Raw genomic sequence first — 16596 nt, forward strand, 5'->3', positions numbered from 1 at the left:
AACGAGTTCAGGCCCGAACCAGGTCAGTATCATCCTGAGCGGGTGTACCTCGTCCACCCACAGGCTGGGCTTCCATCGCCGGCTCATGCTCGATCACTTCACCTTGCCAATCGATCAGGGCCAAGCGACCGTCGGGGCGCTCGATCAGAGCCGTGCAATGTTCCACCCAATCGCCATCGTTGCAGTAGAGCACGCCATCCCGGGCACGGAAGCCGGCCTGGTGGATATGCCCACCGACATAACCGTCGAGGCCTTCACGCCCCGCCTGATGGAGCGCTGCCTGCTCGAACTGGGCAACATAACGCTGTGCGGCACCGATTCGCCCCTTGACCGCTGCGGACAAGGACCAATAGGGCATGCCCAGGGCAGAACGCACTCGATTGACCCAGCGATTCAGGGATAGCACGAACTGGTGCATGCCATCGCCCAGCGCCATCACCCAGGGCGCCAGACGTACATGAGTATCGAATTCATCGCCATGACTGACCAGCAAGCGGCGCCCATCAGCCGTTTCATGAATGGCCCTGCGCTCGATGCTGACCCGATGAACCTTCAGCCCACACAGACGGCGCAAGGCAGCATCGTGATTGCCAGGAATATAGATGATTTCGCAGCCACTGCGAGCAAGGCGAAGAATACGTGCAACCAGGCGCTGCTGCTGGGCAGGCAATGCCGCACGGCGATGCATGGCAATCAGGTCAATGACATCACCGACCAGGTACAGGCGCTCGGGCCGCACCCTGCGCAACAAGCGTGAAAGCAGCTCCGCCTGGCAATCCCGAGTGCCGAGGTGCAGATCGGAAATGAAAAGGGTACGAACCGTCAGCGTGGTAGCCATGAGCGTTCTCCTGATTGCGCTCATTTAGGGAGGCGCTGAACAAATCGGCGAGCATGTTCAAGCGCAAGGCGCACGGAGCACAAGAACCGGAGCATATGGGGTATATGTGAGGATTCCGCGCACCGCACAACGTGGCGATTGAGCAGCACAGGCATTTGTGCAGCGCTTCCTAGACTGACAAGCCGCCATGACGACCCCATGGCGGCTTAATGACGATCCTGTTTCCAAAGCGTAAGCCGTAAGCCGTAAGCCGTAAGCCGTAAGCCGTAAGCCGTAAGCCGTAAGCCGTAAGCCGTAAGCCGTAAGCCAATGATTCAAAAAGCCTTATATCGATTGCAATGATTTTTCACTTATAGCTTATAGCTTATAGCTTATAGCTCCACAGCTTACAGCTCATGGCCCGACCTGCTCGTATCAGTATCTATAATGCTCAGGCTTGAAGGGGCCCCCTACAGGCACATTGGTGTATCTGGCCTGCTCTTCTGTCAACCGGGTAATCACGCCACCGAATCCTTCCACCATGTAACGCGCGACTTCTTCGTCCAGATGACGCGGCAATACCGTGACATCGATGGCGTCCTGCTTCTCGGATGCAGGAAGATCGGCAAAGCGCCGCTCATACAGATGCATCTGCGCCAATACCTGGTTGGCAAAAGAGCCATCCATGACCCGGGATGGGTGGCCGGTGGCATTGCCCAGGTTGACCAGCCGTCCTTCCGCCAGCAGATAGAGCACGTTGCGACTATCTGCATCTATGGGCTGGTCTGGTCCAGCGTCACGATAGATCTTGTGGACCTGGGGTTTGACTTCCTCCCACTGCCACTTCTCACGCATATAGGCGATATCGATTTCACTATCGAAATGGCCGATGTTGCACACTACGGCACCGTTTTTCAGCGCTCCCAGCATGGCGGCATCACAGGCGGCGATGTTGCCGGTACAAGTCACGACCAGGTCAGTCCTGCCAAGCAGCTCACGGTCGACACTGGCCTCCCCCTGGTTGATCCCACCGCGATGGGGAGACACGACCTCATAGCCATCCATGCATGCCTGCATGGCACAGATGGGGTCAACTTCTGCAACCCGCACGATCATGCCTTCCTGGCGCAATGATGCCGCTGAGCCCTTGCCGACATCACCATAACCCATGACCAGGGCCTGCTTGCCTGCCAACAGGTGGTCAAGACCCCGCTTGATGGCATCATTCAGGCTATGGCGGCAACCGTACTTGTTGTCGTTCTTGGACTTGGTCACAGAATCGTTGACGTTGATGACAGGAACCCGGAGCGTGCCATCAGCCCACATCTCCAGCAGGCGATGGATCCCCGTCGTCGTTTCTTCACTGATACCGTGAATCGCATCCAGCTTCTGGGGGTGACGCTCATGCAGCAACTGGGTGAGATCACCGCCATCATCGAGCACCATGTTCGGCGTCCAGCCATCGGCGCCTTCCACGGTCTGCTCGATGCACCACCAGAATTCATCCTCGCTTTCCCCTTTCCAGGCGAACACGGGAATATTCGCCGCCGCAATGGCTGCAGCGGCATGGTCCTGAGTGGAAAAGATATTGCAGGATGACCAGCGCACGCTGGCGCCCAGATCTATCAAAGTCTCGATCAGCACTGCCGTCTGGATGGTCATGTGAATGCAGCCGGCGATGCGAGCCGCCCTGAGTGGCTGGGCGGCATGATATTTAGCGCGAATCGCCATCAACGCCGGCATCTCGCTTTCGGCGATTCGAATTTCACGCCGCCCCCACTCAGCGAGACCGATATCGGCGACACGATAATCGTTGAAGGAGTGGTCCATGGGGGCTACCTGCTGCATCTGGGTCATCGCTGCCTCCTGCTGCTGTGACGGGAAGTTTTGCTTACCTCACTATAGGTGGCTATTCCATTAGCTCGCCAACCACTAGTCTCAAGCCCCTTAAGCGTAGTTTCCCTTCGCCATGGCTATCCCTGCATTCATCCACTCCCCCGTGCGTTTTCAGTACTCATGACAAAACCATCGACCCCCTGCGCCGATAGAGTGGCAGCCAGACGTTCCACTTCAGGATGGGAAAAAAAAGCGACGAGATCCGCAGCCCGAGCGGGCCCGACACCTGGCAGCCGGCGCCATGCCTGCTCACTGCGCATGGCAAGATCCTCCCAGTTGCTTGCTGCCCCGGCATCCCAACCCGGAGGCACTCCCAGGGCCACCAGCCATGAGCGGAAACTCCGCTTTTCAGCACGCTGGAACTGAGCGAACAAGCGCTGGGACTTGGCTCTTCCAAACCCCGGCAGCCGAGCCAACTGTTCGATATTGAGTGATTGCCAGCCCAATAAGTCGTCAACCAGAGCAGCATTCACCAGCGCTTCCCAAACGCCAGGCCCGGCACCTGAAAGGTTCAGCCCTTTGCTCCCTCCCAGCCATGCCAGACGGGCAAGAAACTGCTGTCGGCACCCTTCAGCGGGATGCCAACAGCTCATCTGGTTGTATCGCCATTCATCCGGAGGCATGACCGCTATCCTGGTATCTGTTCGCCATGCCACACGGCTGACCTGGGGAATGGTCAGCCCGGCCATCTGCACCACGACGTGATCGCCTGGCAACACATCCAGTTCACGCCAGTGGGCCACACTTCCCAGGCTGAGCTGGCGCAGGGTCCGTCCATCCAGATTGACAGGCACCAGGCGAGCCAACGGGGTAATGCGCCCAGTGCGCCCAACGCTGAAACGAATATCCCGTACTTCAGCCAGCGCTTCCCGGGGCGGATACTTCCAGGCCAACGCCCACTGCGGAGGTCGGTTATCCCAATGACGGCCATCGGGGCGCCTCCCCTGATGCAATACAATGCCATCCGTAGCGAAGGGCAATGGCTGACGATACCAGCGCTCCCGCCAGGCACTGACATCGTTGATGTTCATTACCGGCTGGGTAAAAGCACGAATACCGTCAAAACCCAGGCGCTCGAGCCCAGCGAGCCGCGCCGGCATGTCTGCCGGCCCCAGCGGCCAGGCCCAGGGGAAAAAGCCGATCTCTTTTGCGGTGGACATTTCCAGACTATCCCGAGCCAGCCATCCGGCCACCCGGTTGCGGGCGCCAGCGCCCCCTTCATCATGCTGGCGATGCCCATCAAGACGCTGATACAGCTCTCCCTGGAAGATCAGCTCAGCGTCGACGGCATAATCTCGCCAGACAGCAGGCAGACGCTGAGGAATGGCGGCAATACGGTAGGCATGGCGCGTCCAGTCCTGACCACGCAGGCCATCACCACGGCTGATCATCCGGGTCAGGCGCCCCTGTGTATACACCAGGGTCACTGCCACTCCATCGACCTTGGGCTGGATCCAGACATCCGAGTGATGCGCTATCCAGGTGCTCACTTCCTTTTGCCCTACGGCTTTTCTTGCGCCGGTGTGGGCGACCGGATGGGAAATGGTGGCACCTTCCGGTGTCGGTAACGTCATGTCATGGGACACCACGACATCCGGGAAGCAGCGACGCCATGCTTGCCACTGCCGAAGGGCCTGATCATAGACATCATCACTGATGGGCGAGCTGCCATCATGGCGATAGCCTTGGTTCCACACCTCCAAGCGTGCACCGAGCTCGCGAATTTCCTGCTGTGCCTGCTCCGCATCCCATCCCGGGCATGCCGCCCATGACGGTGAGACTGACACGATGGCCAGCCACGCGATCAGTAAGTTCACCACCTTGCTCCACGGCACCGCTCCACGTCCTTGTGCTTCCATCGCATCCTCCATGCTGACGCTCCTTATTCATCCTTGAGGCTAGGAGGCATTGGGCGGGAATGGAGATGGCACGCCTGGCACGAACAAGAAGCGTCACAGCGACAGCTTGTTTGGCACAGCTTTTGGTACAACAACAGGTTTCATAAACGCGACATGAAATACATTTTTTTCTGATTTAGACATGGCTAAATTTCAGATAGCGACAATGCTGTTCATGAGCATCCACGGCTCATTCCTGAACCGTTCAGCGACCCCTCCGCTTTACGCTTCAGTCATTACAACCAGTCATTACAACCATGGAGCCACGCAATGCGATGGAACAAGATTCTTCTGGGCATCTCATTGGCATCAGCCAGCCTTGGGGCCCAGGCAGCTTCCTCTCTTCTGGTCAATGCCAACGGCTACGGTTTCGATGAGAACCGTCAGTTGGTGGCGTTCTCCACGCTCTACCTGGAAGACGGCAAGGTCGTCGCTCGTGGCGGCGAGAGCCTCGCTGAGCAATATCCTGAAGCCGAGCAGCGTATCGATGTCCAGGGCAAGACGCTGATACCAGGCCTCATCGATGCCCATACCCACCTGATGGGATTGGGATACAGCCTGCTTGAAGCGGATCTCAGGGATCTCGATTCGGCCGAGGAAAGTGCCGCTGCCGTTGCCGAATTTGCCACAGAACATCCTGACTTTGAATGGCTACGTGGAGGCGGTTGGAACCAGGAGCTATGGGATGGCAAGCAGTTTCCCACCGCTGCGGACCTGGACGCTCACATAGCGGATCGTCCTGTGGTGCTTCAGCGTGTCGACGGTCACGCCATCTGGGTCAACAGCCGCGCCATGGAGCTTGCTGGTATCGACGCCGACAGCCAGGCGCCGGAAGGCGGCGAAATCCTGCGTGATGAAAGTGGCCAGCCTACTGGCGTGTTCATCGATAATGCCGAGGCGCTGATCACTGACAAGATTCCGGCCCGCACGGAAGCGGAAATGAGTGAAGCCTACGACACTGCCGTCAAGCATGTTCAGCAACTTGGCATCACAGGTGTCCATATCGCCGGCGCAAGCTCGCAGGAACTGGATTTCTACCGTCAGCGCAAGGCGCAGGAATCCCTGGGCATTCGTCTTTATCCGATGATCTCGGCCAAGGACGACAAGCTGGAGGAATGGCTGGAACAGGGCATCATCGATGACCCAGAAGACTGGCTCGACATTCGCAGCATCAAGATCTTCGCCGATGGCGCCCTGGGCAGCCGTGGTGCGGCCCTCACCGATCCCTACAGCGATCGCCCGGACTCCCGTGGGCTATTGATCGAGGACGAGGACACGCTGGCCGGACTGGTCGACAAGGCAGTACAGCATGGCTTCCAGGCCAACATGCATGCCATCGGGGATCGTGCCAACAATATCGCCCTGAACATCTATCAGGCGCAACAGGAACAGACCCCACAAAGCCGGGACTTGCGCCACCGCATAGAGCACGCCCAGGTGGCCAGCGTGGATGACATTCCGCGCTTCGCCGAACTCGGCGTCATTCCCTCCATGCAACCGACTCATGCCACCAGTGACAAGAACATGGCCGGTGACCGCCTGGGTGAAGAGCGACTCGCCGGAGCCTACGCCTGGCGCTATTTCCTGGACAGCGGTAGCCACATCGCAGGTGGTTCGGACTTCCCGGTCGAGCCTGCCAACCCCTTCTATGGTCTACATGCCGCGGTCACCCGCCAGGATCGCGACGGCCAACCGCCCGGAGGCTGGCTTCCCGGCCAGAAGCTGACCATGGCGGAGGCCCTGCGCAGTTTCACTGCAGATGCCGCCTTTGCCGCCCATCAGGAGGAGAGCCTTGGTAGCCTGCTGCCAAATCAATGGGCAGACTTCATCATCATCGACAAGGACATCATTCGCGATGATCCTGCCACGGTTTCCGACACTCAGGTGCTCGAAACCTGGATCAGTGGCAAGCCTATCCATCAGTCCGAAGACGCCCCATCACAGGAGCAGTTGATGTAGTTGACCACGGAAGCAATGCCCTGAAACGCCACAGCCCCACTGGCTAGCTACCAGTGGGGCTGTGTTCTTCCACTTCCAGGGCTGTGCTACCCCACGAAGAAGATTTCCTTATAGACCAGCGGCAGCACGCAAGGTATCCGCGCGGTCTGTCTTCTCCCAGGGGAAGGCAGTGAAGGTCTCGGTGTGCGTTTTCCCGTTCGTGTCGGTCCAGGTATAACTGGTTTCGAAGGGTTCGCGACCGAAGTGACCATAGGTAGCGGTCAGTTGGTACATCGGGTGCAGCAGGTCGAGCATCTGGGTAATGCCACTGGGGCGCAGGTCAAAATGCTCACGCACCAGTTCGACAATACGCTCGTCGCCAATTTTCCCGGTCCCGAATGTGTTGACCGATACGGAAGTCGGCTCAGCCACGCCAATGGCGTAGGACACCTGAATTTCACAGCGCTCGGCCAAGCCGGCAGCGACGATGTTCTTGGCCACATAGCGCCCGGCATAAGCCGCACTGCGGTCGACCTTGGACGGGTCCTTGCCAGAGAAAGCACCGCCGCCGTGACGCGCCATGCCGCCGTAGGTGTCGACGATGATCTTGCGGCCGGTCAAGCCACAGTCACCGACGGGTCCACCGATGACGAACTTGCCCGTGGGATTGATGTGGTACTGCGTGCTGTCACTCAGCCATTGCTCAGGGATCACCTGCTCGATGATCTCGCGCTTGACCACTTCACGCAGTTTTTCCTGATCAATATCAGGATCATGCTGCGTAGAAAGCACCACGGCATCGACAGCACAGGGCTTGCCGTGCTCATCGTAGCGGAATGTCAGCTGGCTCTTGGCATCCGGACGCAACCACGGCAGCAGGCCACTCTTGCGCATCTCGGCCTGACGTTCCACCAGACGATGGCTGTAGTGGATCGGCGCCGGCATCAGGGAATCCGTCTCGTTGGTGGCATAGCCAAACATCAGGCCCTGATCGCCAGCCCCCTGATCATCGGGGTCCTCGCGGTCAACACCCTGGGCAATCTCGACACTCTGCTTGCCGATCAGGTTGAGTACGCCACAGGTTTCGCCGTCAAAGCCAACGTCGGAAGAGGTATAGCCGATTTCGGTGATCACCTTGCGGACCAGCTCTTCCAGGTCAATCCAGGCGGAGGTGGTGATTTCACCCGCCACGATGGCCACACCGGTCTTGACCAGGGTTTCACAAGCGACACGGGCGTTCTTGTCGCGGGCGATCAACGCGTCGAGCACGGCATCAGAAATCTGGTCGGCGATCTTGTCCGGGTGTCCTTCGGACACAGACTCGGAGGTGAACAGGGAGTATTCGCTCATGGCGTCCTAGACCCTCTACATGATTGGGTGACAGCGTCTGGGCTCGATGCCAGGGATAAGATGAGGGGCCTATGTGTCATCATAACCAGACACACTGGCTGCCCGCGGATTCTACACGTTTGCTGTATATGTTCACAGCCTGGAAGGCCCTCCCAGTGGCTGACTACACAAGCACTACACAAGGATATTTGAAGGCCAGCCACTTCTCGGCGACAATAAGCCACCGTATTTGACTGTGCCACATTGGCACGCACCAGCCAGAATATTCAGAAATACGTCCGGTCGCGCCCCAGGCCAGGCCGTGTCATAGCATATTGTCGCCACAGGCGAGGAGCTGCCCCCATGCCGTCCCGTTTCGAACTGGCCAACGCCATTCGCGCTCTATCCATGGATGCCGTCCAGAAGGCCAACTCCGGCCACCCTGGCGCCCCCATGGGTATGGCTGACATCGCCGAAGTGCTGTGGAACGATTACCTTGTCCACAACCCGAACGATCCCAAGTGGGCCGATCGTGACCGCTTCGTGCTGTCCAACGGCCACGGCTCCATGCTGTTGTACTCCTTGCTCCATCTGACCGGCTATGAGGACATGAGCCTCGAAGAGCTGCAGAACTTCCGCCAGCTCCATGCCAAGACCGCCGGTCACCCCGAATACGGCTACGCCGGTGGCATCGAAACCACCACCGGCCCTCTCGGCCAGGGCCTGGCCAATGCCGTCGGCATGGCCATGGCCGAACGCACCCTCGGCGCTCAATTCAACCGCCCTGGCCATGACATCGTCGATCACTACACCTACTGCTTCCTCGGCGATGGCTGCCTGATGGAAGGCATTTCCCACGAAGTGGCTTCCCTGGCCGGAACCCACAAGCTGGGCAAGCTGATCGCCTTCTATGACGACAACGGCATCTCCATCGATGGCGAAGTCGAAGGCTGGTTCACCGACGACACGGCCAAGCGTTTCGAAGCCTACGGCTGGCACGTGGTGCCTGCTGTCGATGGCCACAAGCCGGAAGAGATCAAGGCCGCCATCGACATGGCCCGGACTCAGGACGACCGCCCCAGCCTGATCATCTGCAAGACCGTGATCGGTTTCGGCGCACCCAACAAGCAGGGCAAGGAAGATTGCCATGGCTCGCCGCTGGGCGAGGCCGAAGTCGCCGCTGCACGCGAACAGCTCGATTGGCCCCATGCGCCCTTCCATATCCCCGAGCCGATCTACCAAGCCTGGGATGCCCTGGAGAAAGGCCGGGCGGCCCAAGAGGCCTGGCAGACCCGCTTCGACCGCTACGCCGAAGCGCACCCGGAACTAGCGCGTGAGTTCTTGCGCCGTCAGGCCAGCACCCTGCCCAGCGAGCTCAACTGCGTGGCACAGGTCGAAGCTGCTCAGGAAAAGGGCGAGAATATTGCCTCACGTAAGGCCTCGCTCAACTGCCTCAATGAACTGGGACCGCAGTTGCCGGAGCTGCTCGGCGGCAGTGCTGACCTGGCACCGTCCAACCTGACGTTCTGGAACGGCGCCAAGGCCATCACTGGCGAGGATGCCGACGGCAACTACCTGCACTACGGGGTACGCGAGTTCGGCATGGCGGCGATCATGAATGGCATCGCCCTGCATGGTGGCTTCATCCCCTATGGCGCGACCTTCCTGATCTTCATGGAATACATGCGCAACGCCGTGCGCATGGCGGCGCTGATGGGCAAGCAGGCCATCTATGTGTTCACCCATGACTCCATCGGCCTTGGTGAAGACGGCCCGACTCACCAGCCCATCGAGCAACTGACCAGCCTGCGTTCCACCCCGAACCTGCTGACTTGGCGTCCCTGCGATGCCACCGAGACAGCAGCGGCCTGGGGGGCGGCCATCAAGCGTCAATCCGGCCCCACCGCCTTGATCCTGTCGCGCCAGAACCTGCCGCATCAGCCGCGCACCAAGCAGCAATTGGCCGACATCCAGCGCGGTGGTTATGTGCTCAAGCACGAAGCTGAAACGCACCAGGGTCAGCCGGAGCTGATCCTGATTGCCACCGGTTCCGAAGTGGCCCTGGCCATGGACGCTGCAGCCGAACTGGAGAAGCAAGGTCGTGCAGTGCGCGTGGTATCCATGCCCAGCACCTACCGCTTCAGCGGCCAGGAAGCCGAGTACCGCGACAGCGTGTTGCCACCCAGCGTGACCAAGCGCATTGCCATCGAGGCAGGTCATGCCGACTTCTGGTACAAGTTCGTCGGTCTGGAAGGCCGTATCATCGGCATGAGGAGCTTCGGTGAATCCGCTCCCGCGGGAGAACTGTTCAAGCACTTCGGCTTCACCGTCGAGAACGTGCTCAAGCAAGCCAACGAGCTGCTGGAAGCCTGATATCGAATACCTGCCTATGTGTTAGATAACAAGGGCGCGGCCAATCGGCCACGCCCTTGTTGTTAGTTCATAGTGTGTTAGCTCATGGAGTCTAGCCTATGCAGGCCCTCAACCATCAAGCGATAGAAACATCCGGGGCCAGGTATACATCCTGAATGGCATTGAGCAGGGCCACGCCATCACGCATGGACTTCTGGAAGGCCTTGCGCCCAGAAATCAGCCCCATGCCGCCAGCACGCTTGTTGATGACCGCGGTGCGCACTGCCTGGACCAGGTCGCCCTCGCCACTGGAAGCACCGCCGGAATTGATCAGCCCGGCGCGTCCCATGAAGGCGTTGGCTACCTGATAACGCGCCAGGTCGATAGGATGGTCGCTGGTCAGCTCGGTGTAGACCTTGTCATGAGTATGGCCAAAGCCGATCGTGCGATAACCGCCGTTGGTTTCCGGCAACTTCTGCTTGACGATATCGGCCTTCAAGGTAGCTGCCAGATGCACGGCCTGACTGGTGAGATCCGACGCAAGATGATAGTCGGTGCCCTCATGCTTGAAGGCAGGGTTGCGCAGATAGGCCCACAGCACGGTCACCATGCCGAGTTCATGAGCACGCTCGAAGGCCGCGCTGATTTCCTCGATCTGGCGTCGACTTTCCGGCGAGCCAAAATAGATCGTCGCCCCCACTGCGACGCAGCCCATGTCAAACGCCTGATCGACCTCGGCAAAAAGCGTCTGGTCATACATTGCCGGGTAGGTCAGTGTCTCGTTGTGATTGAGCTTGAGCATCATCGGGATACGATGAGCGTAACGCCGCGCTACCGATGAGAGTACCCCCAGCGTCGACGCCACAGCATTGCAGCCACCCTCGATGGCCAACTCAACGATATTGGCCGGATCAAAATAGGCGGGATTAGGGGCAAATGAGGCACCGGCTGAATGCTCGATCCCCTGATCCACAGGGAGAATACTGAGATATCCAGTGCCACCCAGGCGACCATGGTTGAACAACGCCTGCATGTTGCGCAGTACGACAGGTGAACGGTCGGAGTCCATCATCACCCGATCGACGAAATCTGAACCAGGCAAGTGCAGGCTCTCCCTGGGAATGCCGCGGCACTCATGAGTCAACAGATCTTCAGCCTCGGCTCCCAGCCAACTGGCAATATCGCTCATCATCTATCTCCCTATGGCTCCGGCGAGCTCAATGGCTCGGCCTGATAATGTCTGTTCTCGGCAATGCGTCATCGATAGCGGTAAACTCTGCATTTTCGTTTGGCTCAAGCCCTAGCCATCACAGGCCTTGACCACCGAATGCCGAGGTTCCGGACGACGCCTCTGTCGCCCTGTGCGGTAGATACACCTTCACAGCGTAGCGGATGACGCTCTATCGAGAGAGTGGCAACAGATCTGGACCCCACAAGGCAGTAAAACGTTCATTCAACTTGATACTCACCACAAACAGTTGATCAACGAGGACTCGCAATGCAGTTCCTGCACGGATTCCTGTGGCTGATAGCGTTCTGGCTGATCGGCAGTCTGCTGGTACAACTCGGCCATCTGCCCCTTTCCCCTGGCGTCATCGGACTGGTGCTGCTGACGCTGTACTTTGTTGCCCGTGGCCGGGTGCATGGCACCATCGCCAGTGCCTCACAACCGCTGATCATGATGCTCGCCATGCTGATCATGCCGGGCGTCGTGGGGGTTTTCCAAGTACTGGACCAGATCAGTGAATATTGGCTGGCGGTCATGATGTCACTGGTCCTTGGCACCTTGCTGAGTGTCGCCAGTACCCTTTGGCTGATACGCCGACTACTGCCACACACCTCGGAGCCCCGACACGCAGCCCTTCTTCAAGACGACATCCCCCTTCAAGACGAAACTCCCCTTCGAGCAGAGGGCGCATCCAGGACAGGTTCTCAGGGAGAACGCCCATGAGCCACGACTTCACCCACTGGCTACAGCAACCATTGTTTTCCATTGCGTTGTCGATAGGTGCCTACCTGACAGGCCTTAGGATCTTCCAGCGTCTCGGCAACCCTGGCTGGTGCCCGCCGGTACTGATCGGTGCCCTGCTGGTCGCGCTGCTGCTATGGCTACTGGGCATCCCTTATGCTTCCTATCAACAGGGTGCCGAGTGGCTGATGTTGCTGTTGGGTCCTGCCACCGTGGGGTTGGCTGTTCCGCTATATCAGCAGATACATCATATCCGTGCACTGTGCCTTCCCTTGTTGGTTTGCCTGCCGGTCGCCTCGGCGCTGGCCGCCTTCTATGCGATTGTCATCGCGTGGGCGCTGGGCGCTCCACCTCAACTGCTCGCATCTCTAGCCCCCAAGTCCGTTACTGCACCCATTGCCATGGGCATCACCTCGACCCTGGGCGGATCCATCCCGATCCTGATGGGCAGCCTGCTGATCACAGGCGTCGCTGCCACGACCTTTGTCACTCTGCTAGGCCGCTGGATGCGCATCGATGATCAGCGTCTGCTGGGGCTGGCCCTCGGTATCAACGGCCACGCCATCGGGACTGTCCGCGCCTTCGAGATCGGCCCGACTGCCGGCGCCTTCGCTTCGCTGGGAATGACGCTCACCGGAATACTGACGGCGCTGATGCTGCCACTGGCCTGGTACCTCGCCACCTGACAGCCAGTAAAGATTCAGCCCAGATACATTCCGCCATCCTCAGATACATTCTGCCTATCGTTGAGGACAGCATGCAGGGCGACGTCACGGTAAAGTTGAGATAGACTTTTGCGCCTGAATACCTCGACCGAGAGATCACGGAGCCCATGCCTCAACGCATCGCTATCAACGGTTACGGCCGAATCGGCCAGTGCGTCCTGCGCGCACTGATCGAGCGGGGTGATCTCGACCTTGAGGTGGTCGCGCTCAACGAGCTCTCCGGTATCGACACCATTGCCTACCTGACCCGTTACGACACTACCCATGGCCGCTTCCCTGGCCATGTCACCAATGACGCCGATCATCTGGTCATCAACGGCAAGCGCATCCGGGTCCTGTCCGAAGCTGACCCCGATCGTCTGCCCTGGAGAGAGCTTGGCGTCGACCTGGTACTGGAGTGCTCCGGTAGCTTCAAGGATCGCATGACGGCAGAACGCCACCTGGCAGCAGGTGCCAGGCGCCTGCTGTTTTCCCAGCCTGCCGAAAGCGATGTGGACGCCACCATCGTCAGCGGAATCAATGATGCTGACCTGCACGCCGATGCCCGCATCATTTCTGCAGCTTCATGCACTACAAACTGCCTGGTGCCGGTTCTCACCGTGCTCGACGAGGCGCTGAGCATCGAGCATGGTGTCACGACCACCATTCACTCGGCCATGAACGATCAGCCGGTGATCGATGCCTATCACCAGACAGACCTGCGTCTGACGCGCTCGGCCATGCAATCCATCGTGCCGGTGGACACTGGCCTGGCCCTGGGCATCAACCGCTTGATGCCGCACCTTGCTGAACGTTTCGAGTGTCTGCACATGCGAGTGCCGACAATCAACGTATCGGCCATGGACATGTCGATCTGCGTCAGACGCGATACCAGTGCCAAGCAAGTCAATCGCCTGCTGCACGAAGCAAGCGAGTCCCGGCTTTCCGGACTGCTCGGCTTTGCCGACGAACCCACAGCCTCGATCGACTTCAACCACGACCCACGCTCCGGTATCGTAGATGCCACTCAAACTCGGGTGGCCGGAGGTCGCCTGATCAAGCTGCTTTGCTGGTTTGACAACGAATGGGGCTTTGCCAATCGCATGCTCGACGTCGCCAGCAACATTGCCGCTCTGGACGCCGCTACGGCCTGATGACCTGATACACCCCAAGCTTCTCAGACGAGGATCTGCTGAATGAATGTGCACAAGATGACCGACCTGAACCTCCAGGGTCAGCGAGTACTGATCCGCGAGGATCTCAATGTACCCATCAAGCACGGCCAGGTAACCAGCGATGCCCGCCTGCGCGCCAGCTTGCCAACCATCAAGGCAGCCCGTGATGCCGGGGCCAAGGTGCTGTTGATGAGCCATTTGGGTCGCCCCACCGAAGGCGAGCCTGCCGAAGAATTCAGCCTGGCCCCGGTAGCCGACTACCTGAGCGAGCTGCTGGGCAGCCCGGTACGCTTGGTCAGCGACTATCTGGAACAGGCGCCGAGCCTGCAAGATGGCGAAGTGGTATTGCTCGAGAATGTGCGCTACAACGTCGGCGAAAAGAAGGATGATGAAGCGCTGGCCAAACGCTACGCCTCCTTGTGCGACATCTATGTGATGGATGCCTTTGGTACCGCCCACCGTGCCCAGGCCTCTACCCATGGTGTGGCCCGTTTTGCCCCCACGGCCTGTGCCGGCCCACTGCTCGCAGCAGAGCTGGAGGCCCTGGAAAAGGCACTGGCCAATCCTAGGCGTCCGATGACCGCCATCGTTGGTGGCTCCAAGGTGTCGACCAAGCTGGATGTGCTCAATGCCTTGTCCGAGAAATGCGACCAGTTGATCGTAGGCGGTGGCATCGCCAATACCTTCATTGCCGCAGCCGGATATAACGTCGGCAAATCCCTTTATGAAGCCGACCTGGTTGACCAGGCCAAGGCGCTGATGGCCAAGGTCGAGATTCCGCTGCCGACGGATGTCGTGGTAGCTACCGAGTTCTCTGACTCGGCTGAAGCGATCACCAAGCCGGTCGACCAGGTGAACGACGACGAGATGATTCTCGATATCGGACCGGACACTGCCTCCAGGCTTGGCGCCATGCTGCAAGATGCCGGTACCATTCTGTGGAATGGCCCCGTGGGCGTGTTCGAAATCGATCAGTTCGGCGGGGGCACCGAGGAACTGTCACGAGCCATTGCGAAAAGCGCTGCCTTCTCCATCGCCGGTGGCGGTGACACCCTGGCAGCCATCGACAAGTACGGCATCGCAGAACAAGTGTCTTACATCTCTACTGGTGGCGGAGCCTTCCTTGAGTACGTCGAAGGCAAGGAACTGCCAGCCGTGGCCGCTCTGGAAGCAGCCGCTGGAGCATAATTCAACACAATTCCGCTCCATGACGCAGGCGAACCCGCGAAGATCAAACCCAATAGCCCGGTGCACCACAGAGTGCACCCTTCCATTTCTTCAGTAAAAGGTATACCCCATGGCACTTGTCAGCATGCGCCAACTGCTGGATCACGCCGCTGAGCACGGTTACGGCGTTCCGGCCTTCAATGTCAACAACCTGGAGCAGGTCCGCGCCATCATGGAAGCGGCTGATGCCACCGACTCGCCGGTTATCCTGCAGGCTTCTGCCGGCGCGCGTAAATATGCCGGTGCGCCCTTCCTGCGCCACCTGATCCTGGCGGCTACCGAAGAATTCCCGCATATCCCGGTGGTCATGCACCAGGATCACGGTACCAGCCCTGCCGTATGCCAGCGTTCTATCCAACTGGGCTTTTCCTCGGTGATGATGGACGGTTCCCTTGGCGAAGACGGCAAGACCCCGACTGACTATGACTACAATGTCGATGTCACCCGCCGCACCGTTGACATGGCACATGCCTGTGGCGTCTCCGTAGAAGGCGAACTGGGCTGCCTGGGCAGCCTCGAAACTGGCATGGCCGGGGAAGAAGATGGCATTGGTGCCGAAGGCAAGCTGGAGCATGACCAGCTGCTGACTGACCCGGAAGAAGCTGCCGATTTCGTCAAGGCAACGGGCGTTGATGCCCTGGCCATCGCTATCGGCACCAGCCACGGCGCCTACAAGTTCACTCGTCCGCCGACAGGTGACACGCTCTCCATCCAGCGTATCAAGGAAATCCACGCCCGCATCCCGGACACTCACCTGGTCATGCATGGTTCTTCCAGCGTGCCTCAGGAATGGCTTGCCGTGATCAATGAGTTCGGCGGCGCCATCCCCGAGACCTATGGTGTTCCGGTGGAAGAGATCGTCGAAGGTATCAAGCATGGCGTGCGCAAGGTCAATATCGACACCGACCTGCGCCTGGCCTCAACCGGTGCGGTACGCCGTTTCCTGGCCGAAAACCCTGCCGAATTCGATCCCCGCAAGTACCTGGCACTGACCACCAAGGCCATGAAGGAAGTCTGCATGGCCCGTTACGAGGCCTTCGGTACTGCTGGCAATGCCAGCAAGATCAAGCCGATCAACCTGGAAGCCATGTTCCAGCGCTACGCCACTGGCGAGCTGGATCCCAAGGTCCGCTAACGCACCATGACAGGAAGTGCTGCTTCAGGCAGTGTTTCCCTGGTGATCGATATGCCTCGGCGAGTAGCCGAGGCATATCCATATGCAGCACAGGGAATATCAGGGGGAAGCACAGAAAGCACGAGGCAACGGATCGATGTCATAAAGCGAACATTC

General features: G+C 59.2%; 12 protein-coding genes. 7 read left to right on the forward strand and 5 right to left on the reverse strand.

Annotation, left to right across the window (positions count from 1 at the left end; translation table 11 throughout):
* Positions 1 to 7: 7 nt before the first annotated feature.
* The 3 genes from E4T21_RS18850 to ligB form a co-directional block, all read right to left on the reverse strand.
* The gene (locus E4T21_RS18850; protein ID WP_149286500.1) at positions 8 to 838 is read right to left on the reverse strand and encodes a UDP-2,3-diacylglucosamine diphosphatase; all 831 of its coding nucleotides are present in this window, start codon (positions 836 to 838) and stop codon (positions 8 to 10) included.
* 414 nt (positions 839 to 1252) lie between these two features.
* Entirely contained in the window at positions 1253 to 2674 is a 1422-nt protein-coding gene (gene ahcY, locus E4T21_RS18855; RefSeq protein WP_205423417.1) for an adenosylhomocysteinase, read from the reverse strand.
* Between the two features lie 128 nt (positions 2675 to 2802).
* The gene (ligB, locus tag E4T21_RS18860) at positions 2803 to 4584 is read right to left on the reverse strand and encodes an NAD-dependent DNA ligase LigB (RefSeq protein WP_205423418.1); all 1782 of its coding nucleotides are present in this window, start codon (positions 4582 to 4584) and stop codon (positions 2803 to 2805) included.
* 297 nt (positions 4585 to 4881) lie between these two features.
* On the opposite strand from ligB, the gene E4T21_RS18865 reads away from it, so the two are divergent.
* Positions 4882 to 6570, forward strand: a complete 1689-nt coding sequence (locus E4T21_RS18865) for an amidohydrolase (RefSeq protein WP_149286501.1) — start codon at positions 4882 to 4884, stop codon at positions 6568 to 6570.
* A 108-nt stretch (positions 6571 to 6678) separates the two neighbouring features.
* Here the strand turns inward: E4T21_RS18865 and metK are convergent, their stop codons facing one another.
* Positions 6679 to 7899 (reverse strand): methionine adenosyltransferase, encoded by a 1221-nt coding sequence (gene metK / locus E4T21_RS18870; RefSeq protein ID WP_149286502.1) that lies wholly within the window; start codon positions 7897 to 7899, stop codon positions 6679 to 6681.
* Between the two features lie 342 nt (positions 7900 to 8241).
* On the opposite strand from metK, the gene tkt reads away from it, so the two are divergent.
* Entirely contained in the window at positions 8242 to 10251 is a 2010-nt protein-coding gene (gene tkt / locus E4T21_RS18875; protein ID WP_205423419.1) for a transketolase, read from the forward strand.
* A 115-nt stretch (positions 10252 to 10366) separates the two neighbouring features.
* Here the strand turns inward: tkt and E4T21_RS18880 are convergent, their stop codons facing one another.
* Positions 10367 to 11419: a class I fructose-bisphosphate aldolase gene (locus tag E4T21_RS18880; RefSeq protein WP_149287326.1), complete on the reverse strand. Its 1053-nt coding sequence runs from the start codon at positions 11417 to 11419 to the stop codon at positions 10367 to 10369.
* A 309-nt stretch (positions 11420 to 11728) separates the two neighbouring features.
* On the opposite strand from E4T21_RS18880, the gene E4T21_RS18885 reads away from it, so the two are divergent.
* The 5 genes from E4T21_RS18885 to fba all read left to right on the forward strand — a co-directional run bounded on the left by E4T21_RS18885 (position 11729) and on the right by fba (position 16440).
* Entirely contained in the window at positions 11729 to 12181 is a 453-nt protein-coding gene (locus E4T21_RS18885) for a CidA/LrgA family protein (RefSeq protein WP_149286503.1), read from the forward strand.
* A complete protein-coding gene (locus E4T21_RS18890; protein WP_149286504.1) occupies positions 12178 to 12885 on the forward strand; it encodes an LrgB family protein in 708 nt (235 codons plus the stop codon). The genes E4T21_RS18885 and E4T21_RS18890 overlap by 4 nt, the downstream gene beginning before the upstream one ends.
* Positions 12886 to 13031: 146 nt before the next feature.
* Entirely contained in the window at positions 13032 to 14057 is a 1026-nt protein-coding gene (locus E4T21_RS18895) for a type I glyceraldehyde-3-phosphate dehydrogenase (protein ID WP_149286505.1), read from the forward strand.
* Between the two features lie 42 nt (positions 14058 to 14099).
* Positions 14100 to 15266 (forward strand): phosphoglycerate kinase, encoded by a 1167-nt coding sequence (locus E4T21_RS18900; RefSeq protein WP_149286506.1) that lies wholly within the window; start codon positions 14100 to 14102, stop codon positions 15264 to 15266.
* A gap of 109 nt (positions 15267 to 15375) precedes the next feature.
* On the forward strand, positions 15376 to 16440 hold the full coding sequence (fba, locus tag E4T21_RS18905; RefSeq protein ID WP_149286507.1) for a class II fructose-bisphosphate aldolase: 1065 nt from the start codon (positions 15376 to 15378) through the stop codon (positions 16438 to 16440).
* Positions 16441 to 16596 lie beyond the last annotated feature (156 nt).

It is taken from the genome of Halomonas binhaiensis (genome assembly GCF_008329985.2).
In the GTDB taxonomy this organism is placed as follows: domain Bacteria; phylum Pseudomonadota; class Gammaproteobacteria; order Pseudomonadales; family Halomonadaceae; genus Halomonas; species Halomonas binhaiensis.

What these genes read in the sequence shown, in the direction of transcription:
- E4T21_RS18850 (WP_149286500.1), bottom strand. Translation starts at nt 838, where the DNA reads ATGGCTACCACGCTGACGGTTCGTACCCTTTTCATTTCCGATCTGCAC.
- ahcY (WP_205423417.1), bottom strand. Translation starts at nt 2,674, where the DNA reads ATGACCCAGATGCAGCAGGTAGCCCCCATGGACCACTCCTTCAACGAT.
- ligB (WP_205423418.1), bottom strand. Translation starts at nt 4,584, where the DNA reads ATGGAGGATGCGATGGAAGCACAAGGACGTGGAGCGGTGCCGTGGAGC.
- E4T21_RS18865 (WP_149286501.1), top strand. Translation starts at nt 4,882, where the DNA reads ATGCGATGGAACAAGATTCTTCTGGGCATCTCATTGGCATCAGCCAGC.
- metK (WP_149286502.1), bottom strand. Translation starts at nt 7,899, where the DNA reads ATGAGCGAATACTCCCTGTTCACCTCCGAGTCTGTGTCCGAAGGACAC.
- tkt (WP_205423419.1), top strand. Translation starts at nt 8,242, where the DNA reads ATGCCGTCCCGTTTCGAACTGGCCAACGCCATTCGCGCTCTATCCATG.
- E4T21_RS18880 (WP_149287326.1), bottom strand. Translation starts at nt 11,419, where the DNA reads ATGAGCGATATTGCCAGTTGGCTGGGAGCCGAGGCTGAAGATCTGTTG.
- E4T21_RS18885 (WP_149286503.1), top strand. Translation starts at nt 11,729, where the DNA reads ATGCAGTTCCTGCACGGATTCCTGTGGCTGATAGCGTTCTGGCTGATC.
- E4T21_RS18890 (WP_149286504.1), top strand. Translation starts at nt 12,178, where the DNA reads ATGAGCCACGACTTCACCCACTGGCTACAGCAACCATTGTTTTCCATT.
- E4T21_RS18895 (WP_149286505.1), top strand. Translation starts at nt 13,032, where the DNA reads ATGCCTCAACGCATCGCTATCAACGGTTACGGCCGAATCGGCCAGTGC.
- E4T21_RS18900 (WP_149286506.1), top strand. Translation starts at nt 14,100, where the DNA reads ATGAATGTGCACAAGATGACCGACCTGAACCTCCAGGGTCAGCGAGTA.
- fba (WP_149286507.1), top strand. Translation starts at nt 15,376, where the DNA reads ATGGCACTTGTCAGCATGCGCCAACTGCTGGATCACGCCGCTGAGCAC.